Genomic DNA, 21,581 nt, shown 5'->3' with positions numbered 1-21,581 from the left:
AAACAGCATTACATATAGTGAATGTGTGCGTTCTATTCGTTGATATTTCGATAAGCGTTGATAAACAGTGCCTCTCTTGTCCATCGAAGTCACTGTTTATCTTAATAAGCACTATTTAATCATATATAAGTCACAAAATTATTGACGGTACATAACTATTTAGGCCAAAGCCATGCAGCCCCACGCACCCCACTTGAGTCACCATGAATGGCCTGCCGAATTGGCGTATCACATTCACGACCGAATACCCAGTTTTTCACCAGTGAAGGTAATGTTTGATATAAGCCTTCGACATTACTCATTCCACCACCGAGCACAATGACATCGGGATCGAGCATATTGATAACTTGAGCTAATGCTCTAGCAAGCCGAGATTGGTAATGTGTCATTGCGGCTATTGCATGTGGATCCCCAGACTTCATCAATTCGATGATTTCTGAACCTATTTTGGTTTCACCAGACAATTTACGATAGTCCGCCATAAAACCTGTTCCAGATACGAATAGTTCAGTGCACCCTGTTAGCCCGCAATAGCATTGCTCTTCTTGAAGAAACAATGCGTCTTGGCTGTCTTGCCAAGGCAATGGATTATGGCCCCATTCCCCCGCGACCCCATTACCACCAGAATGAACCTGACCATTGATCGCAATACCAGCACCACATCCCGTACCAATGATCACTGCAAATACCACTTTTGCCCCTTTGCCTGCACCATCAACGGCTTCTGAAACAGCAAGGCAGTTAGCATCGTTGGCGACTTTTACAGGCCGCTCAAGTATTCGCGCTAAATCTACATCAAAAAATTGACCGTTGAGCCATGTGGAATTGGCATTTTTCACTTTACCTGTCACAGGTGATAGTGTCCCGGGGATCCCAACTCCCACACTTCCTTTTCTCGCCGTGGCCACTTCGGCATCATGAACAAGACCTGCAATCGCATTTAACGTTGCGTTATAGTCTCCTCTGGGCGTCGCCACGCGCTTTCTAAATAGAGTTTCGCCATTATCATCTAATGCAATCACTTCTATTTTTGTACCACCAAGGTCAATTCCAATTCTCATCATCACACCCACTACTTAGCTATTTTCTGTATCATTGCCTGTATACCCTATCGATTTCAAGCGATTAGCGACAAAACTGAGGCCTATAAACACAACAAATACGCCAAGAAGGCATTTTTTTTCGCTTAATAACCGACAATTCGTTATCATAGCCACCGGCTAAAACAGGTAATCCATCAACAAAGGTAGGTTTTTCATGTGGTTCAAGAATATATTGGTCTATCGTCTGAATCGTGATCTGGCTCTCAGTGCTGACGATCTGGAAAGACAGCTTGCCCCTCTGGCCTATCATCCTTGTGGTAGTCAAGACATGATGAAAACGGGATGGGTGTCACCCATGAAAGGTTCTGATGCTTTGACCCATGCCGCGGGTAACCAAATACTGATCTGTGCCAAAAAAGAAGAAAAAATGCTGCCTTCCCCTGTCATCAAACAGGAGCTACAAGAAAAAATCGAAAAACTTGAAGCAGACCAAGGCCGTAAACTGAAAAAAACAGAAAAAGATTCTCTTAAAGATGAGGTTGTCCATGCCTTATTACCAAGAGCATTCAGCAAATACAATAAAACCTACATTTGGATTGATACCGTCAATCAATTGATTATTGTTGATGCCGCCAGCGCTAAACGTGCAGAGGATAATTTAGCACTATTGCGTAAAAGCCTCGGTTCACTGCCTGTTGTGCCGCTAACTTTTAAAGATCCTATTGAGCTAACGTTAACCGAATGGATCCGCTCAGGCTCTCTGCCTCAAGGTTTTGCCGTAATGGATGAAGCAGAGTTAAAAGCCATTTTAGAGGAAGGTGGCATCATTCGTTGTAAAAAGCAGGATCTGATTTCTGATGAAATTGCGACCCATATTGAGGCTGGAAAATTAGTGACTAAACTGGCTTTAGACTGGGAAGAACGGATCCAATTTATGCTGTCTGATGATGGTTCACTGAAAAGACTAAAATTCAGTGATACATTAAAAGAACAAAACGATGATATCGGTAAAGAAGATTATGCTCAGCGTTTTGATGCCGATTATGTGCTTATGACAGGGGAACTGAGCGCCCTGATTGCACGCCTTATTGATGTTCTCGGCGGTGAAGCTGAACATTAATCGATGCCATATCCCCAGATGGCAGCAGACGATCCACCGTGTTGCCATCACTTTTTAGACCTCGCTAGCATTGCCACTATTAATTCATTGACTGCCTACTCAATCTCTGGTGAATTGAATTACATCTTGATAACAAAATTATCGCAACGTTTATTTGTTAAATAAAAATAACTAAACGAATCACGTTAACTATCAAAATAAGGTCAACTTCAATCGCAGGAATTGTTATGAAAGAGCTCATCGAACCCGAAGTGGATGAACATTCAGTTGTCACGCTACAAAAAATTACGGCAGATAATTTTTCGGAAATTTGCCTACTCAGCCATACGCTCAGCGAAGCACAACGCGGTATGGTAGCGGATAATGCCTATTCTATTGTTGAAGCTCAATTTTCCGATTGTGCATGGTATCGCGGTATATATGCTGACGATGTTCCCGTTGGTTTTATTATGCTGCATTCGGGGCTAGATGATGACGAGCTTGAATATGATGGAATTATGCTATGGCGCTTTATGATAGCAGAGCCTTATCAAAAATTAGGCTTTGGTCGCGAAGCCCTTCTTCAAGTGATCCGCTATTTAAAAAAGAAAGGTTATCCACGACTTTATAATAGCTGTGGCGAAGGAGAAGAAAGCCCGTTTGAATTCTATAAAAAGCTTGGTTTTATTCCTACAGGGGCTTATTTAGATGATGAATGTGAACTTGTTCTTGATTTAACTAACTGGCAAGAAGAACCGTGATTTAGCAAATAGGGGGATTGCCACCTATTATTATTTAATGATTAACATGGCAATTCATAAGCCTATAATGCCGATATCTCTCTGAGGCGGGAACCTCGAAGCTCACTTCAGCAGATCATCTAACTCATTCAGGTTGCAGCAAGGCGGCAAACGAGCAGATCCCTAGAAGCATACATAAGTATGTCACTAGGGTCTGTGGAAGCCGCCAACAGCGCTGCAACTTAAAGTATGGCAAGTATCGTTATTTCTGGATCAAATAACGTATAGTTGGTCCATCTTGCTGAATATCCAGCACGGTATAACCATAATTTTTGGCATCCAAAGGGATATTATTAATTGATTGTGGGCAATCACTGACCACCTCTAATATTTCCCCTTTTTTTAAGGATGGCATCGCTTCCAATGTCGCTACGGCCGGATAAGGGCAAGGCTCCCCGACCATATCTAACCGATAGTCAGGAATGATTTCTTTATGACTCATACAACCTCCGCTGATGTTGAAACTGGTGATTGACGTTTACGGAAAAAATAGCGTTCCCACACCAACATCAAGATAAATGCTAAAGCTAACAACAGATAAGTCACCGCTAATCCCCCTTGTGGACCAAAGGTTTCTAGCAAATTCACTTTATCGAAATCTGTTGCTAACCAAGGGCCTAAATCATCCCAATAGTAAGCAAGGATGGTTGCTCCGATAATATTACCGAAACCGACCCACCAATAATGGACTTGCCCTTCTACGGCACGGTACATCCAGCCCGTTTCACATCCTCCCGCAAGCACAATACCAAACCCAAACAATAACCCGCCAATAATGGCATTCGGGCCAGCCCATAAAATTTTTGGCGTTGCACCTAATTGTACATAACTAAAAATACCAATTGCGCTCACCGCCATACCAATAATAATGGCTTTTGCCATATGTGTTCTTCCGGTGATCCATAAGTCACGAAAAGCGGAGGTGAAACAAATTTGTGCTCGTTCAATAAGCAAACCAAACCCAATACCGCATAGAATGGCGATACCTAATACGGGCGCATCCCATAAGGTATAAAAGCCCCACGCGATCGCGACTAAAAAGATAGTCATCCCTAATTTAAAGCGTTTTTTTGCCACATCTAGGTATTGTGTTAATGGAGAAGCAGCAGAGACTTTTTTGAGCTTAACAGGGATCCTGAACATCGGCATTAATGTGAATTTAGCACCGAAATAGGAGCCTACTGCGGTTGCGATAGCAAAATACCATGCGTGCAGAGAAAACTGAGGGATCCCAGTAAAAAATGCGGCTAAGTTGCACCCCATCGCTAAACGCGCACCGAAACCAGCGATAATACCGCCAATAATTGCTTGGAAAATACGTATCTTGTGTTGTGGCATACGTAATTTTACGTTATTTGCCCATAACGCAGCCGCAAAACACCCCGCAAACATACCGATGATCATCACACCATCAATTCTATCTAGGGGGCTACCTTCTAAGCCAATGACTTTAAAATATCCCCAGTTTTCGGGTTCAGCACCGAATAACTGCATGATATGCCCACCCCAACGGGTGAATTCACCAGTAACAGCCCAGAATGTACCTGTTAAACCAAAGTAATAGGTGGATAAGATCCCTGCCGCAATAACCGCAGGTAGAGGTTTCCAAAAACGGATGAGATAGTGAGATTTAAACTCAGACCAAGTCATTTTAACGTCCAATTCATTCGCGCCAGAACCTGGCAGAGAACCCCGCCGTTGTATAGCATGCCCGCTTCACAAGCCCCCCAATGGTTGCAAGAAAGCAAATTGGCATATTCCCCACAGCAGATAGGGATAACATCATACTCCGATAATTAGTTTCGGGAAGCTATATGCTATAAATATTTCACGGTCTATCCCTTCAATCGCTGATTTTTACAGCAGATATAATAACCTATCGAAAATAAAAGGATGGCTCGCAATACCCTAGGTTGATTATATTGCATCTCAGGTTTTGCCATTAACATGAAGATTTTGAAAACTTACATTAACTTTATGTTTTATAAAAGAAATTTAAGCAAAAAAAAAGCGTTATCAGAGATAACGCGGGAATGTGTAGTCTTATTTTATCTATAGTAGAGGAGTATAATATGAAATTGCCGTATAACGGCGTTGCATGCTATGCGTAGTCTGAAGTCAGCCCATTTGACTCCAGTAATAACATTTATCAACTTAAAAACACATTCATCCGTAAGTTAAAAAATAATACGATATAGATCATTTTTACTAACTCAAATTATCAAGATGACTTTATTTTTCCCTAGTTTGGCGAATAAAGAAAATAAAAAAATTTGAAAGATGAAAAGTGTTTAAAAGTATTTCTAAATGTTATTGACCGCATTATAACTCAACATAATTGTTGCGCAAGTGTTTTTTTCATTTAACTAAAATTTCAGCGTAAATTCAATTTTAATGAATAAAATCATATTGTTACACTATTATCGTTAAATATAAAAAACATAATTATATATTTTTAATAATAATTTACATAAATAGCGACATCTTTAAAATGTTACAAAACAAATTATTCAATTAACTCTTCTTATCTAGATAATAATTAACATTTAATTGTTAGATTTATTTATATAGATATCATAATTTGAATAAGCATTAATCTAATTTATTTCATTATCTATTCTACTCAATAACACTTGTAATGGATAAATATAATCTGTATTTATACTCTCAATAATATAATCAGAATTTTATATGTAAAACAAAAGGTTACAAAAGATAAATAAAAAACCCTTTATCTACGCAAAAATAAAAAATACGCGTAATTACTTAAAGACTCACAAAATAAAATAACATCCTAATAGAAAAATAGTTTATTTTTAATAATCACTTATTGAGGAACTAGGCAAAAAAAGATGTGTTAGTGGACAAAAAAAAACCATACAACTCAACGGATAAATCACAAAGAAGTCATAAAATTAATTCAAAAAACTAATCATTACTCGCAATACGTCATACCGAATCAAGAAAAAAATTGTGACTTAGGCACCTCAATGATGCAGTTTGGTGCCTGTAGATTTAAACCCTCAATAAAAAACGCACCTTATAACCCCACTATATGTAAAGGGATAAAGTGCGCTTGCTATAGAAAAAGATACTAGCGAACTACTTAGACGCCGCCGCTTCCATGCCTACTAGGCCAATTTTAAGATACCCTGATTGACGCAATGCATTCATTACATCCATCATTGTTTCATAATCAACACTCTTATCCGCTTGGAAGAAAATTGTGGTATCTTTATTCGCATTTGTTGCCAGATCAAGAGAGGCCGCTAACTGCTCTTTTGTTACAGCTTGGTCTCCTATGAATAATTGGCTATCCGCTTTTACCGTCAGAAAGACCGGTTTTTCTGGACGTGGTTGCGGTTTCGCTGTCGAAGCAGGTAAATCCACTTTGATATCAACCGTTGCCAAAGGAGCGGCAACCATAAAGATAATCAACAGAACTAACATAACATCGATAAACGGTGTTACGTTGATCTCGTGCATTTCACCACTATCGTCTTGTTCGTCACCTAAACGCATTGCCATAATCGTTACCTTGCTTTGCTATTTGCCAGATCCAGATCGCGACCTAATAGTAACGCAGCCTGTGCTGCAACATCACCGACCTGACCACGGTAGTTATTAATCATTCTGGCAAAAATGTTATAAATAACAACGGCAGGGATTGCTGCGATCAAACCAATTGCTGTTGCTAATAATGCTTCCGCGATCCCTGGAGCAACAACGGCTAAGTTAGTGGTTTGTGAGTGAGCAATACCAATGAAGCTATTCATGATCCCCCAAACCGTACCAAACAACCCAACAAACGGAGAAATCGCCCCAATGGTGGCTAAATAACCATTTCCACGCCCCATATGGCGGCTAATTGCAGCGATTGAACGCTCAAGACGGAACCCTGTGCGATCTTTAATACCAGAAAGATCTGTGCTTTGTGCTGACAGTGTTCTTTCCACAACCGCTTGTTTTAACAATAAACGGGTTACACTGTTTGCCTTAAAACCTTCAGCGATGCTCATTGCCTCATCTAACGATTTGACCTTATTAAGCTGTGCTACTTCAGCTTTTAAACGACGGCGCGCTGCCAATAACTCGATGCCTTTAGAGAAGAACAAGGCCCATGTAATCACTGATGCCAAAACCAGACCAATCATGACTGTTTTAACAACGTTATCTGCATTTTGGTACATACCCCAGACCGATAGGTCCTTATCAAAGCCACCTTGGTTTTCGGTCGCAATCTCAATACTTTCGCTAACCACTGGTGTTGTTGCACCATTTTCTGCTGCGGCTTGAGTTTGTGCCGGTGCTGCTGCCGATGGGGTATTTGTTTCAGTCGCCGGTGCCGCTGGTGTTGTTTGGGCTGACGCTGTGGATGTCGCTGGGGTTGTTGCTGGTGTGGTTTCAGCATTTGCTGTCCCCAACAGGCCTATCGCCAATAGAATAGAAGCTGTTAGTTTACGCATCAGTTGGCCTTATACTCTCTTTTTCTGTGTTCTATTAATAAATTCGTGCCGATGATTTCACGTTCACCGACTAACCTATAAAAGCGAAATTGACTCGCCCAATTCATCTCTTTTTTCAAAAGATGGTGCAGATAATATCAAACGCTGCGCGAATTGATAGTAATTATCATTACTATTCAATATTTTTTTCATATTTCTTGCGCTTTAACAAATATGCCCTCAACAACAGTGAGACTATTACTGAGTGACATGAAAAAAAATCCGATTGGACGTTTACACTTGTACATCTTCAACAAAATCATTTAACTTCAAGTATTCTCTTTTTGTTTCGTATCGCTCAGGAGCAGCTAAAGGACGCAATATGGCTAAGATCAAACCAGAAACTCAACTCGTGCACCTTGGTAGAAACCCTGCTTTTACTCAAAAAGGCGTGAACCCTATAATCCAACGCACCTCATCCGTAATATTCAACACCCTTGCTGAAAAGCGCCATGCGACACAAAACAGAGCCAATTCTGTACTTTTTTATGGGCGTCGTGGAACACAAACTCACTTTGCATTTCAAGAGGCGATGACGGAATTAGAGTGTGGTGCAGGTGCGGCACTTTATCCCTCAGGGGCGGCCGCAATCACCAATGCACTGTTATCTTTTATCTCTTCGGGAGATCATATTCTTGTCACAGGCTCAGCTTATGATCCCACACAAAACTTTTGCGATAAGATCCTAACAAAACTAAACGTTACAACGGACTATTTTGATCCGATGATTGGAGCTGGTATCGCTGAGCTTATCCGTCCTAATACTCGAATAGTCTTTTTAGAAGCGCCCAGTTCTATCACTATGGAGATTCATGATCTCCCTGCTATTGTGCAAGCGATACGTCAAAAAGCCCCCGAAACTATTATTATGATTGACAACACTTGGGCCGCGGGCGTGTTATTAAAACCTTTATTATTAGGCATCGACATCTCTATCCAGTCTGCGACTAAATATATTAATGGTCACTCGGATGGTATGTTAGGCGTTGCCGTTGCTAATGAGCGCTGCATTGAACCCCTTCGCGAAAACTCTTATTTACTCGGTCAGACTGCCGATCCTGATACGGTATATATGGCCGGTCGCGGCTTACATACGTTAGCAACGAGACTCAAACAGCATGAAACCAATGGCTTAGCTGTTGCCCAGTGGTTAGCGCAGCGCCCTGAAGTTGAACGGGTTTTCCATCCCGCGCTTCCTTCTTGTCCGGGGCACTCATTCTTTGTTCGTGATTTTAGTGGCAGCAACGGGCTATTCTCTTTTCAATTAAAATCACGCTTATCCCAAACACAGTTTGAAAATTTCTTAAATCACTTCAGCCATTTTAAGATGGGGTATTCATGGGGAGGTTATGAATCTTTGATTTTGGGATACCAAAAAGAAGATCTTATCAGCATGCGTCAGTATGATTTTACCCCCAATGAGGGTACTTTTTTCCGTATTCATGTTGGTCTGGAGCATCCCCGAGATTTAATTGATGACCTCACATTGGCATTTGAACGTATCCAATAATGGTGTTTTGTTACACGCTTTCATCATCGACCCAAGATGAAAGCGTGAAAATTCAATCATCTTATTTATCAACTAATCCTCTCATTTAGTAAACAAATCAAACTTGGTGTGGTTTTTTCCTGTAATATAAGAAAAGAAATTCGCTTTTTCGTAGATAGACAGGAACAATTATGGAAGTACTACGCGAAATCGTGCTGGCGCTTTGGCATCATGATTTCCTTAAACTCTCCAATCCAGAAGTGCTTTGGGTTATTTACACAGTTCTCTTTGTGGTCATTGTGCTAGAAAATGGGGTACTCCCCGCCGCTTTTTTACCTGGTGATACCTTATTGATCCTTTCGGGAGCCTTAATTGCAAAAGGAGTGCTGCACTTTATTCCGACCATTTTGCTACTAACAACAGCGGCAAGCTTGGGGTGTTGGCTCGGTTTTCTTCAAGGAAGGTGGTTGAGTGAAACAAAAATCGTTAAGCGTTGGCTCTCACAGATCCCGCATGAATATCATGATAAAGCCAACCATATGTTTCATAAACAAGGCCTTTACGCCTTACTCATCGGTCGTTTTTTAGCCTTTGTCCGCACACTATTGCCGGTATTAGCTGGGCTGTCTGAGCTAAGCCATCGACGTTTTCAACTCTTCAATTGGTTAAGTGGCTTACTTTGGGTAGGCATTATCGTGACATTAGGATATGCACTGAACCAAATTCCTTTTGTGAAGCAACATGAACAAATCGTCATTAGCGTATTAATGATCTTACCTGTACTTTTGCTCATCGGTGGGCTTATCGGCTCCATCATGATGTATTGGAAACATCGCAAGTCTATCAATAATAAATCGAAATAATAAAAACCGCCTCATCATTGAGGCGGCATTAGACTTAGTTACGATGGCTTATTTTAATGCGCTGTTAAGGCCGCAAATAAGTATTGACCAATTTCAGGGGTCATCCACGTACCTTGTGAAATAACAGGGTTTTCGCGATAAATTTGACGAATTTTTTCCTGTAATTCAGGGTCTCCCCCAGTAAATTGATTAAACATGTTTAACCATGTTTTAGCCAAGGATTGCACTTCTGGTGATTCAGGTGATACACCTGATTGCTGCGCTCTGTATAAGCCCGCAATCAATTCAGGCCATACTTTACCTGATTCAAAGTAGTGTTCACGCACAAATGCAAACTGTGAATCCGTTAAATAAGACTTAAAAATCGCAAGCTGGTGCTCGCTAAACCCTTTCGCCACATATTCAATCATTTCCTCAGTAATACCTGAAGACAATGCAAATTCATTATCCGACAAATGAATTTTATTCAATCTAGCGAAAAAGTCAGGGTTCCCACCAGTATCACGCTCTAAAGCGATCATCCACTCCGCTGACACTTTGCGCGCTTGTTCAGAGTCAGGTGTAACACCTTCTTGCATAAGGTTTTTAACGGTTTCTACGCGTTGCTGCCACTCTTGGCTTTTTAACGTATTCGCCGTATATAATGGCATTTTTTCTAATTCTTTCGGTGTAAAATACTTGTCGTACATAGACATCATCTCCAATATGGAAAACCAATCAGCCTGAGTGAGAATATCGCCAGCTTGCATTTGTAATTGAAGCTGCTCTAACCGATAGCGTAGTTTGGCTATCTGTTTCATCTGTTCAGAAAGCGCGCTAATACGTTCCTGTAACAATTGCGCCATATTCCCACTATGGCCATCTAAGATCTTACCGATGTCTTTGAGTTTAACGCCCACTTGTCTGAGCATTTGAATTTGAGTTAAACGCTCGAGACACTCTACGTTATAGAGTCGATAACCCGCATCGGTTCTCGCAGTTGGAACGAGTAATCCTATCTCTTCATAATGATGAAGTGTGCGAATGGTTAGCCCTGTTTTTTGTGCAATCTCACCCACTTGAAATAGCATATCGAACCTCCTGTGATTGATGTGCAGGTTAGTGCCTCACGTTACGTGAGAGTCAACCGTTTCTGACAAGAATTTTATCTTTTTTTCTCTTTCTAGATCATCTTTATCTTCACAAACACACTGATTATAATTTTCGCGGAATAACCCACACTGAATAATAATGGTGAAATTAATGAGTATGAAAGCAATATGTATAGGATTGCTTTTACTCCCTTCTTTAGGGTTAGCAAATCCCCTAAACACCGGAGAGCCGAGTACGCCTGGGTATGAGAAAGCCGAGGAAGCTAAAGCGTGTATTGACCAATATGCTTTTGATATCGCAAGACAATATGACCAACCTGCCAGCCAAATAGCCGAAGCGGCTCTTGGTTACTGTGATCAAAAGATAGAGTCATTTCGCCAATACAACCGAGAAATGAGTGTTGCCAACATTCCACAAAGTAACCTCCGAGAGCTTTCTTTGCGGGGAGCCGCGCTCTATGCTGCCGACCAGCAATTCCATGATCTCAAACTTTCGTGGATAAAAGATATTGAATACAAAATATTAAAACACAGAGAAGCAACACAATAGCATTTTCTTAAAATAAAAAAGCCCTGCCACTTAAGATTAAGGACAGGGCTTTAAACTTATCTTATTGCATTATTTAATTAGAGCATGCATCTCTTGCACTGAAATCACTTTTTCCGTTGGATCAGCGCTTAATGACATTGTGGTCGCAAAGCCGCCATTCAACGTCGTATCATAGTGTACTTTATATTGTAATGCGCTACGGCGTATTAACTTAGAATCCTCAATCGCTTGACGACCAGCCGTAGTGTTCACAATATAATCGTATTCACCATTTTTGATCCTATCTTGGATATGAGGACGACCTTCATGCACTTTGTTGACCAAACGAGGGTTGATCCCAGCTTCACCTAAGACGATGGCCGTACCATGGGTCGCATCCAATTCAAAACCATGCTTAAGCAATTTAGCCGCCAAATCAACGACACGAGTTTTATCCCCTTCGCGCACAGACAACAATGCACGACCGGATTTTTTCATTGTCGAGTTACTGCCTAACATTGCTTTCGCGAAAGCCTCCGCAAATGTACGGCCAACGCCCATCACTTCCCCTGTTGAGCGCATCTCTGGCCCCAAAATTGGGTCAACACCTTGGAATTTATTAAATGGTAGCACCACTTCTTTTACAGAATAATAAGGAGGAATAATCTCTTTCGTCATCCCTTGTTCTGTTAATGATTGACCAACCATCACTCGCGCAGCAATTTTTGCCAGAGGCAGCCCAGTCGCTTTAGATACAAATGGAACAGTACGCGCTGCACGTGGGTTCACTTCGATAAGATAAACTTCGTTATCTTTTACGGCAAACTGGACGTTCATCAAGCCACGAACACGTAACTCAAATGCCAAGTTACGCACTTGCTCACGCATCACATCTTGAATTTCTTGGCTAAGTGTATAAGCAGGTAATGAGCATGCTGAATCACCTGAGTGCACCCCAGCTTGTTCAATATGCTCCATGATGCCACCAATCAACACCATTTCACCATCACAGATTGCGTCAACGTCTACTTCAACTGCATCATCTAGGAAACGGTCGAGTAGTACTGGTGCATCGTTAGAAACACTCACGGCAGTTTGGAAATAGCGACGTAGATCAGATTCGTCATAAACGATTTCCATCGCACGTCCTCCTAAAACATAGGATGGACGTACCACCAGCGGATAACCGATGCCTGACGCTTTTTCAACCGCCTGCTCAATCGTCACTACAGTCGCATTTTGTGGTTGCTTCAAGTTCAATCGATTAACCGCTTGTTGGAAACGTTCACGGTCTTCTGCACGGTCAATGGCATCTGGGCTAGTACCGATGACGGGTACACCAGCCGCTTCTAGGGCACGAGCCAGTTTTAATGGCGTCTGCCCGCCATATTGAACAATAACCCCTTTTGGCTGCTCAATACGTACAATTTCAAGTACATCTTCTAAGGTAACTGGCTCAAAATAGAGGCGGTCTGAGGTGTCATAGTCTGTTGAAACCGTCTCAGGGTTACAGTTAACCATGATGGTTTCATACCCATCTTCACGTAGTGCCAACGAAGCATGAACACAGCAATAGTCAAATTCAATACCTTGACCTATACGGTTTGGACCACCACCTAATACCATAACTTTAGGCTTGTCGAAATTAGGGTTAGACTCACACTCATCTTCATAGGTGGAGTACATATAAGCGGTATCTGTTGCAAACTCAGCCGCACAGGTATCAACACGCTTATAAACAGGGTGTAAGCCATAACCTTGACGCAGTTTACGTAGCTCAGCTTCAGAGACACCAACAAGTTTTGCTAAACGTGCATCAGCAAAACCTTTGCGTTTCAAAACGCTTAAAAACGTTTTGGTTAACCCATTAATGCCTAGCTCTGTAACTTGTTCTTCTAAGCGCACCAGCTCTTCGATTTGCACTAAGAACCAGCGGTCGATGTTAGTTAGGTTGAAAATACCGTCAACGGATAGTCCAGCACGGAAGGCATCGGCAATATACCAAATACGCTCTGCGCCCGCGTCTTTTAACTCGCGACGAATACGTGTTAGTGCTTCAGGATCATCTTGGCTAACTTTTGGATCAAAACCAGTCGCGCCAACTTCAAGGCCACGTAATGCTTTTTGCATTGACTCTTGGAAGGTGCGACCAATTGCCATCACCTCACCAACGGACTTCATTTGCGTTGTCAGGCGGTCATTCGTGCCCGCAAATTTTTCGAAATTGAAACGAGGAATTTTTGTGACGACATAGTCAATGGAAGGTTCGAATGATGCAGGTGTACGACCACCTGTAATATCATTCATTAGCTCATCAAGTGTGTAGCCAACAGCAAGCTTAGCGGCAATTTTGGCAATTGGGAAACCAGTCGCTTTCGAAGCAAGTGCGGAAGAGCGCGATACACGAGGGTTCATTTCAATAACAATCAAACGTCCATTTTTGGGATTGACGGCAAATTGAACGTTAGAGCCTCCAGTTTCAACACCAATCTCACGCAATACCGCCATCGAGGCATCACGCATAATTTGATATTCTTTATCGGTCAGTGTCTGGGCTGGCGCAACGGTGATAGAGTCACCCGTATGGATCCCCATCGCATCAAAGTTTTCAATTGAACAAACAATAATGCAGTTATCATTTTTGTCGCGTACCACTTCCATTTCGTACTCTTTCCAGCCAATGAGCGACTCATCAATCAGTAGCTCATTGGTTGGTGAGAGGTCAAGGCCGCGCGTACAGATTTCTTCAAATTCTTCACGGTTATAAGCAATACCACCGCCAGTTCCCCCCATCGTAAATGAAGGACGGATAATACAAGGGAACCCAACATCTTCAGCTACCGCGTAGGCTTCTTCCATATTGTGTGCGATACCGGAGCGCGCTGTATCCAAGCCAATTTTTTTCATGGCTTTATCAAAACGTTGGCGGTCTTCGGCTTTATCAATCGCATCGGCGGTGGCACCAATCATTGTCACACCGAACTCAGCTAATACGCCTTTACGCTCAAGCTCCAGTGCACAGTTCAAAGCAGTTTGCCCACCCATGGTTGGCAACACCGCATCCGGACGCTCTTTTTCGATGATTTTACGCACCACTTCCCAATGAATTGGCTCAATATACGTTGCATCAGCCATTTCAGGGTCAGTCATGATGGTTGCTGGGTTAGAGTTGACTAAAATAACGCGATAGCCTTCTTCACGCAGTGCTTTACACGCTTGCGCACCTGAATAGTCAAATTCACATGCTTGGCCGATAACAATCGGGCCAGCCCCTAGAATCAGAATACTTTTTATATCTGTACGTTTTGGCATTTTTCTGCTCCCGATTATTTTGCGTTATGACGAGGTTGGTTCTGGCGATATTCATGGATAAGTTCGATGAAGTGATCGAACAATTTCGCCGCATCGTGAGGGCCAGAACTTGCTTCAGGGTGCCCTTGGAAACTAAACGCTGGCTTATCCGTACGGTGAATACCTTGCAGAGTGCCATCAAACAATGACTTATGTGTCACACGTAATGTGTCGGGTAATGTTGACTCATCGACAGCAAAACCATGGTTTTGTGCTGTAATCATGACAACATTTTGATCTAAATCTTTAACTGGATGGTTTGCACCATGGTGACCAAACTTCATTTTCATCGTACTTGCGCCGCTTGCTAACGCCAGTAGCTGGTGCCCTAGGCAGATACCAAAAACAGGAATTTCTGTTTTTAAGAAATCTTGAATTGCTTTGATAGCATAGTCACAAGGGGCAGGGTCGCCAGGCCCGTTAGAAAGGAAAATACCATCTGGATCCATCGCCAATACGGTTTCTGCTGGTGTTGTTGCAGGAACGACAGTCAAACGGCACCCACGATCCACTAGCATACGTAAAATATTACGCTTAGCCCCAAAGTCATAAGCGACTACATGTAACGGTAGCTCATCTTCACTTTTCGCACTCAGTTGACCATCAGCCAAAGTCCAAGAGCCTTGAGTCCAACTGTATGCTTCTTTCGTGCACACTTCTTTCGCCAAATCTAAGCCGTTTAGGCCAGAGAATGCGCGAGCTTTTTCCAGCGCCAACGCCGCATCTGGTACATCACCGGCAATGATACAGCCGTTCTGAGCCCCTTTTTCTCTTAATAAACGCGTTAATTTACGTGTATCAATATCGGCGATAGCAACGACATTATGACGTTTCAGGTATTCTGATAGGCCTTCCTGACCGCGAAAGTTACTATAAACCAGTGGTAGGTCACGAATAATCAAACCTTGAGCATGAACATTTGGGGATTCTTCGTCATCAGCATTAGTGCCGACATTACCAATATGGGGATAGGTGAGAGTAACAATTTGGCGGGAATAGGAAGGGTCGGTAATTATTTCTTGATATCCGGTCATTGACGTATTGAAAACGACTTCTCCAACAGCGGCCCCTTCAGCACCAATGGCGCGCCCGTGGAATTCGGTTCCGTCTTCGAGAACCAGTATAGCTGACTTAATCAAAACACCCTCCAGGGAATAATAAATCACAATTAGTGCATATTAATTCAGATTTGAGGATCTAAATCAATGCCAAAATGCGTTTTTAAGCAAATTTTTGGCAAATTGCGCGCATTCTAATGATGAGATGAGGTCTTGTCTAGGAAAAAACGCATTTTTTTCATTTTTTTGTTACTTTTTTAGTGATCAGCCCGATTTTTAGTGCGATGGCTAGCAAAACTAACACCAATAGTACCTAAGTAAACGGTTGCAAACTGAATTAAGTGAATATCTTATGGTAAAGCAGGAAGAGCATCGAAGAAAGTCTATTTTTTAAGCAAAAAGACTTAGAAAAAACAATTAAACATCAAAAAACAAAGGTAATTTATAAAACATATAACAATAGATGCAAATCACAACAAATACATAAATAACATCATGATTTGCATCAATAATATTAAAAAATAAATCTATAAATTCTCCAAATCGAGAACATCTTTCATATTATATAAGCCTGCATTTTGAGCAACTACCCATGCAGATGCTTTAATTGCCCCATTAGCAAAGGTCATTCGACTGGAAGCCTTGTGAGTTATCTCTACACGCTCACCAATATCGGCAAACATTGCAGTGTGCTCACCAACAATGTCACCCGCTCGTACAGTCGCAAAACCAATTGTGCCAGCTTCGCGCTCTCCGGTATGGCCTTCACGCGCATATACTGCACACTCTTTAAGATCTTTACCTAGTGCATGAGCAATCGACTCACCCATAGCCAGTGCCGTACCTGAAGGGGCATCGACTTTATGGCGATGGTGAGCCTCGATGATCTCAATATCCGTGTAATCTCCCATCACTTTCGCCGCTTTTTCCAGCAATTTCAGCACTAAGTTAACGCCCACACTGAAATTTGCTGCAAACACAATAGGGATCGATTTAGCAGCTTCGGCGATGGCTTGTTTGCCTTGATCGTCAAAACCGGTTGTACCAATTACCATCGCCTTATGGTTAGCGCGGCAAAAAGCTAAATAATTCAACGTACCTTCGGGACGCGTGAAATCAATCACGACATCAAAATCATCAACAACTTTATCCAATGTATCAACGACAGCAATACCCAGTTTGCCGACTCCCGCAAGCTCACCCGCGTCCGTTCCAACTAATGATGAACCGACGCGCTCAATTGCCGCCCCTAACCGGATACCCTCTTGATTTTGTGTTGCCTGAATAAGCTGACGCCCCATGCGCCCTCCTGCACCAACAATTGCAACACGTACCATTGAATTTGCCATTTGCTATCCTTTTTGTCCGTTTTGCGGTGAATGTGAGGCCCAATACCACTTCACTCGCCACCACAACATCGTCATGTGAAAAATCATTGTGATATAGCTTAGCGAGCCTCTTGAGACTCTGCTAGCTCTAATCTTGAATTATTAACAAAAGCGTATAATGGCTAGAAATTATCAGAAAAAGTTGTGGGAAAAATAGGAATAGCCACAGAAGGGGGTCCTCTGTGGCTAGCGTGTGAGATAAGTCAGCTAATCATTAGAAATTAATTGAACGACGACTAGTCGGCCGCCTTCTTCTGTCGATAACACAAACTGCAAGCCATCAGTCAATGCAATCTTATCGCCAATAGGTATCTGTCTTTTTTCTGGTAATACCATCAAGCCATCAATACGTTCATTCACTAGCCACCATTGGTTATTGTGGAAAATAAAATAACCAACACGTTTCTTTTGCTCATCCGTTGTTCGCTCATTAGGCGCAATAAGTCGATTAACATGCCAAGCATAAAGTGATTGCCCACTCCATACCATCAACCGGTGGTCATCTGGTCGATAATTTCCCGCTTTACGTGAAGAGTATAGGTTTAAGATCGGTAATTTACCTGAGTATGCAGTGCCACAATAAGGGCAAACAGGGTGCATTTTCCCAGAAAAAACATACCATTGCTGCTCACAATCATGGTTTTGACACGGTTGAATGAGATCGACAGTTTTTACTAGTGCCGTTTCCCACTCATCCGCAGTAGGCCTGAGAGAGGGTTCGTGCAGACCAGCAATAAACGCTTTTTCAAATAACGGCGTTAAATAAGGCCCCATCACGGTATAAGGGATTTTTTCAGGATCAGCCCAAGGCAAAGATGAAGGTTTAACCTGATTCAATTTAACGGCATTACTTCTATCGGTAGGGTGTTCAATAAAAAGCGCTTTTTCCCCCATTAATAAGCTTTCATCATTCATCTCATCATCTATATCATGAATTTTACCGCCACGCAGTGGATGTCGATAAAATAAATACATATAGATCAGAACTGATAACGCATGCCTATCTGTAGTAATACTCGGTAAAATACGATTTGGGTCGGATTTGGCTAAATGAGCCGTTTTGACCACTTCCGGTGCAATAAAATCTGGCGTACCGACCACATCGGGGGGATATTTTCCAGGAACCACTAACCCATCAATATCAATCACGCACGCATGCCCCTGTTCAGGGTCGATTAGCACGTTTTTATAGCTTAGATCACTGTGACACAGACCCGCAGCGTGCATTCGGCGAACGGCTCTTGCCAACAAAAGACACACTTTCAAGTAATTCAGCATATTGCCGCGTTCACGCGGATCTAAGAATTTATTTTGATTATTTGCGCTGGCAAACCACTTTCCTTCTTTTTCACGGCCTTTAATCGCTAGGAAGTCATTATTCTTAGAGCCATATTTAAAGAAAAAATGGGATTGATAAGTTGGAACAACAATACCAACCTTACCTTCATGCTTCACAATATCGGTTGGCCAACAAAACAAACCTTTCCAGTATTCACCACCAATTTGCTCAAAAATATTTTTTCTGTATTGCCCTGTGATCATATCAATACGTTCAAGCGCTTGCGCATTTTGGGGCGTTTTATAAAATGCGACGACATAGGATCTGTCTGGCGAAAAATAGACATCCTTCATGGAGCCGGAACCAATAATTTCGTCAACGTATTGAACGGTTTTCCCATCCTGAGTTGTACAGGTAATAATATTTGCCATAAAAACCACCAAATTTATATTTCAGAACGGTTACCAAGCAACAATGATGGTGCGATCATCATGATTACCTGCTGAGAAAAAATTTAACCATTCGGCAAGCTTTTTATCAGCCTCTACTGGGCTTTCTAAACAAGGCGTTATTTGCTCAAGAAGATCATCCCATCGCTGTGGATCTTTCAGGCCGTTATCGGTTTCAAAAATAGGATCAGAAACCCCATCAGTCATCAGGATCAGGTGAGTGATTTCAGGCCATTTACCAATCCCGATCCGCCGATTAAAGTCGTTATCATTGATTTCACTCTCATCGAGGAAACGGGTTTGCCCTGCATACTCCCCACTGTCGGGTACACCAAGAAGACGTACTTTACCTGCTGGACCATAAACCGCAATTGCCCCATCCCCCATCCAAAACGAAGCCGCGAATAACTCATCGCCAACACGCATTGAAGCCGTCGCCAGTAGCGTCGTTGAGAATGATTTAATCGGTTGATCAACGTGAATAGCTTCATTTTTAATATTATTGATCGTCAATTGTGCTGCGTTATGGAACAACTTAGCAAAGTAGGCACCGATATATTTGGTTGATTCCGCATCCCATGACGTCAGCGCTCCCATAAATTGTGCTCTTTCTTCATCGCTAGCACTCGATAACCGCCCGTTAAGGTACTCACCGAATGTATTGACCGCAATACGTGAGCCTTCACGTGAGTTTTTTGCACTGCCTGCGCCATCAGCAACAATCATTAAGCTCCAACCACTTTTATCATCATGGTGAATATAAAAATCATCATCACGAAATGATCCAGCGTGTTCATGAGAGCGACCACGGCGGCTTGCTGCTGCAATACGCAATGGGCCTTCTGAAATAATTTGATGGTCAATATGCTTTTTAGGGTAAGGGCTATCTGCTGGTGGCTCATTAATTTGCCATAGACTACGAGGATCAGGATTGATAATAAAAATCCCCTCTGTGGTACAAGGCTCTCGGCCTTCACTTGACCAAACTACCGACATCTTAATGTTGCCACTTTGTGTTGGTACGCCTGATAACATTGATGTTTCAGCATCAAAGGTAACGCCAATCTCATCTGAAAAATCGACACGCTCAACGGTTGCCGTTTCACCATTACTCAATAACACTTGAACTTGAGAATTAAAGGCAAGCCCAACTCGCCCATTTGCGATAACAATGCTCGCAGTAGGAGGCAGAGAAACGGGTTCTTTCGTGATATTCGCATTGCCTGCTGCGGGGATCTGCCCCGGTTTAAGCACGGGCTCTTTTTCCAAAGATACAGGCTCGGTGACCTGCTGTGACTGGCTTTGCAAATAAGGCAATAATAGAGTCAGTTGTGAATCACTGAATTGGCACTCATTCAACCTATCAGCGAACTGTGCCTGCTCTTTAATATCTGCACATTTTTCTTGGATTTGCTCAAGAATGTTAAAAATGGCTTCAGCTATCTGTTTATCTTCATAAATTGCCACCAAAGCGCTTTCAGAAATAGGCATATTACGATTTCTAATTGCGTGCTCTAGCAGCAATTTAATCAATAGTGCATTTTGATCCATTACCCTTTTCCTCTAGTCACATCAAAATCAGACTGGTCATCACTATTGTTAAAAGAGATCCCCCTTTCACACCAAGGACAGATGACAGATTCAGGGCCATTGACACAGAGTAATTTGCCACAGGCACAGACGGCGAAAGCGGTCGCATTACCACAATATGGGCAACCTGGCGTACCATTTAGCTCGCTAGTGTTCACTTGTGACATATTCGCGCTATCATCGCTCCACGCAAAATAACTTTCATCAATGGTGTAACACCCTGTAAGGTTAAAGTGACTGAGGTTCAATTTGAAGTTCAGGTTAGGTAGATGTGTTGGTGGACGTTCATATTTCATCAAATAAGGCCGTTTAGAACGGTTACAACGCCCGACAAAAGTGACGCAAGTATCATCATAACTTGCCGCAATTTCATCTTTAGCTAACCGCACCACTTGCTCTGTCTTATGCAATAGTGGTGGTGCTTCATCGCCCACACTGCGACTTTGGGAAACAACGGATGCCGTAATCCATTTGATAAATTTAGTAAAATCCCCTTCCTGAGCTTCCGTGAACAATAAAACGTTCTCCGTTAATTGCGATAATACGTTTAAGTCGGCAGAGGCGCCTAAGCCAATCGCAATTAAATTGACTTTAGAGGCATATTTTTCTTTCCAACGCTGAATTTCCGGTGCCACATTATCGGTAGGTCGCCCATCTGTCAGTAAATAGACCACAGGCTTCCAATCCCCTTTTCTTTCATAAGTGGTTTTTTGGACTTGAGTATCTATTTGATAGGATAATTCTTTCAGGGCGCTACCAAGACTGGTTCCACCCCCTATGGGCAATTGAGGTGGATAGAAGGAAACAACTTCCGTTAACGGCACAATTGTTTTAGCAATACCCGCAAAAGCGATAATGGAAATCCAAGCTGTTTCTAATGCATGAGGGTCTTTTCTGAGATCGTTGACGATCATCTGTAGACCATCATTCATTTTTTTTAGGTTTTCTCCCACCATGGATTCAGAACAGTCAAGCACGAAGAAAATAGGCAGTCTTCTCATCACTAAACCTTATTACAAGTAAATTCCTTTCAAGCTGTCCTGTTGT

17 protein-coding genes are annotated in these 21,581 nt (G+C 42.2%); 5 read left to right on the top strand and 12 right to left on the bottom strand.

Translation table 11 applies throughout. The annotated features are described in order from the left end of the window. Window positions 1-155: 155 nt before the first annotated feature. A complete protein-coding gene (gene mak / locus PR675_RS10180) occupies window positions 156-1,061 on the bottom strand; it encodes a fructokinase (RefSeq protein WP_014656791.1) in 906 nt (301 codons plus the stop codon). A 196-nt stretch (window positions 1,062-1,257) separates the two neighbouring features. Here mak and rdgC point away from each other — a divergent pair, with 196 nt between their 5' ends. Then, window positions 1,258-2,163, top strand: coding sequence for a recombination-associated protein RdgC (gene rdgC, locus PR675_RS10175; RefSeq protein WP_004926895.1), 906 nt, complete (start codon window positions 1,258-1,260; stop codon window positions 2,161-2,163). 227 nt (window positions 2,164-2,390) lie between these two features. Then, window positions 2,391-2,903 (top strand): GNAT family N-acetyltransferase, encoded by a 513-nt coding sequence (locus tag PR675_RS10170; protein WP_004926889.1) that lies wholly within the window; start codon window positions 2,391-2,393, stop codon window positions 2,901-2,903. 241 nt (window positions 2,904-3,144) lie between these two features. On the opposite strand, the gene yedF is transcribed toward PR675_RS10170, so the two are convergent. The 4 genes from yedF to exbB all read right to left on the bottom strand — a co-directional run bounded on the left by yedF (window position 3,145) and on the right by exbB (window position 7,408). Beyond that, window positions 3,145-3,384: a sulfurtransferase-like selenium metabolism protein YedF gene (gene yedF / locus PR675_RS10165; protein WP_004926886.1), complete on the bottom strand. Its 240-nt coding sequence runs from the start codon at window positions 3,382-3,384 to the stop codon at window positions 3,145-3,147. After that, window positions 3,381-4,592, bottom strand: coding sequence for a selenium metabolism membrane protein YedE/FdhT (gene yedE, locus PR675_RS10160; RefSeq protein WP_272582738.1), 1,212 nt, complete (start codon window positions 4,590-4,592; stop codon window positions 3,381-3,383). Before yedE ends, yedF begins: the two co-directional genes overlap by 4 nt. A 1,452-nt stretch (window positions 4,593-6,044) precedes the next feature. Continuing rightward, window positions 6,045-6,470, bottom strand: coding sequence for a TonB system transport protein ExbD (exbD, locus tag PR675_RS10155; RefSeq protein ID WP_004926875.1), 426 nt, complete (start codon window positions 6,468-6,470; stop codon window positions 6,045-6,047). Between the two features lie 5 nt (window positions 6,471-6,475). Next, a complete protein-coding gene (gene exbB / locus PR675_RS10150; protein WP_004926872.1) occupies window positions 6,476-7,408 on the bottom strand; it encodes a tonB-system energizer ExbB in 933 nt (310 codons plus the stop codon). A 361-nt stretch (window positions 7,409-7,769) separates the two neighbouring features. On the opposite strand from exbB, the gene metC reads away from it, so the two are divergent. Together metC and PR675_RS10140 are read left to right on the top strand one after the other, a co-directional pair. Continuing rightward, window positions 7,770-8,957, top strand: coding sequence for a cystathionine beta-lyase (gene metC / locus PR675_RS10145; protein ID WP_060560962.1), 1,188 nt, complete (start codon window positions 7,770-7,772; stop codon window positions 8,955-8,957). Window positions 8,958-9,127: 170 nt separating this feature from the next. Further along, a complete protein-coding gene (locus PR675_RS10140) occupies window positions 9,128-9,799 on the top strand; it encodes a DedA family protein (RefSeq protein WP_004926866.1) in 672 nt (223 codons plus the stop codon). Between the two features lie 53 nt (window positions 9,800-9,852). Here the strand turns inward: PR675_RS10140 and PR675_RS10135 are convergent, their stop codons facing one another. Further along, window positions 9,853-10,869 carry a MerR family transcriptional regulator gene (locus PR675_RS10135; RefSeq protein WP_014656795.1) on the bottom strand — a complete coding sequence of 339 codons (1,017 nt, stop codon included), beginning with the start codon at window positions 10,867-10,869 and terminating at the stop codon, window positions 9,853-9,855. A 172-nt stretch (window positions 10,870-11,041) separates the two neighbouring features. Here PR675_RS10135 and PR675_RS10130 point away from each other — a divergent pair, with 172 nt between their 5' ends. Next, window positions 11,042-11,440, top strand: coding sequence for a hypothetical protein (locus tag PR675_RS10130; RefSeq protein WP_014656796.1), 399 nt, complete (start codon window positions 11,042-11,044; stop codon window positions 11,438-11,440). 69 nt (window positions 11,441-11,509) lie between these two features. On the opposite strand, the gene carB is transcribed toward PR675_RS10130, so the two are convergent. The 6 genes from carB to PR675_RS10100 form a co-directional block, all read right to left on the bottom strand. Then, window positions 11,510-14,731 carry a carbamoyl-phosphate synthase large subunit gene (gene carB, locus PR675_RS10125; protein ID WP_036941863.1) on the bottom strand — a complete coding sequence of 1,074 codons (3,222 nt, stop codon included), beginning with the start codon at window positions 14,729-14,731 and terminating at the stop codon, window positions 11,510-11,512. 14 nt (window positions 14,732-14,745) lie between these two features. Then, window positions 14,746-15,909: a glutamine-hydrolyzing carbamoyl-phosphate synthase small subunit gene (carA, locus tag PR675_RS10120; protein WP_060560961.1), complete on the bottom strand. Its 1,164-nt coding sequence runs from the start codon at window positions 15,907-15,909 to the stop codon at window positions 14,746-14,748. Window positions 15,910-16,355: 446 nt separating this feature from the next. After that, window positions 16,356-17,177, bottom strand: coding sequence for a 4-hydroxy-tetrahydrodipicolinate reductase (dapB, locus tag PR675_RS10115; protein WP_004926849.1), 822 nt, complete (start codon window positions 17,175-17,177; stop codon window positions 16,356-16,358). Between the two features lie 246 nt (window positions 17,178-17,423). Beyond that, the gene (locus tag PR675_RS10110) at window positions 17,424-18,926 is read right to left on the bottom strand and encodes a helix-hairpin-helix domain-containing protein (RefSeq protein WP_272582737.1); all 1,503 of its coding nucleotides are present in this window, start codon (window positions 18,924-18,926) and stop codon (window positions 17,424-17,426) included. A gap of 30 nt (window positions 18,927-18,956) precedes the next feature. Beyond that, the gene (locus PR675_RS10105; RefSeq protein ID WP_004926841.1) at window positions 18,957-20,495 is read right to left on the bottom strand and encodes a PP2C family serine/threonine-protein phosphatase; all 1,539 of its coding nucleotides are present in this window, start codon (window positions 20,493-20,495) and stop codon (window positions 18,957-18,959) included. Further along, window positions 20,495-21,535, bottom strand: coding sequence for a TerY-C metal binding domain-containing protein (locus tag PR675_RS10100; RefSeq protein WP_014656801.1), 1,041 nt, complete (start codon window positions 21,533-21,535; stop codon window positions 20,495-20,497). The genes PR675_RS10105 and PR675_RS10100 overlap by 1 nt, the downstream gene beginning before the upstream one ends. Between the last annotated feature and the right edge of the window lie 46 nt (window positions 21,536-21,581).

The organism is Providencia sp. PROV261, from assembly GCF_028477945.1.
Classification (GTDB): domain Bacteria; phylum Pseudomonadota; class Gammaproteobacteria; order Enterobacterales; family Enterobacteriaceae; genus Providencia; species Providencia stuartii.
This window is presented reverse-complemented; position numbering and strand designations above follow the sequence as displayed.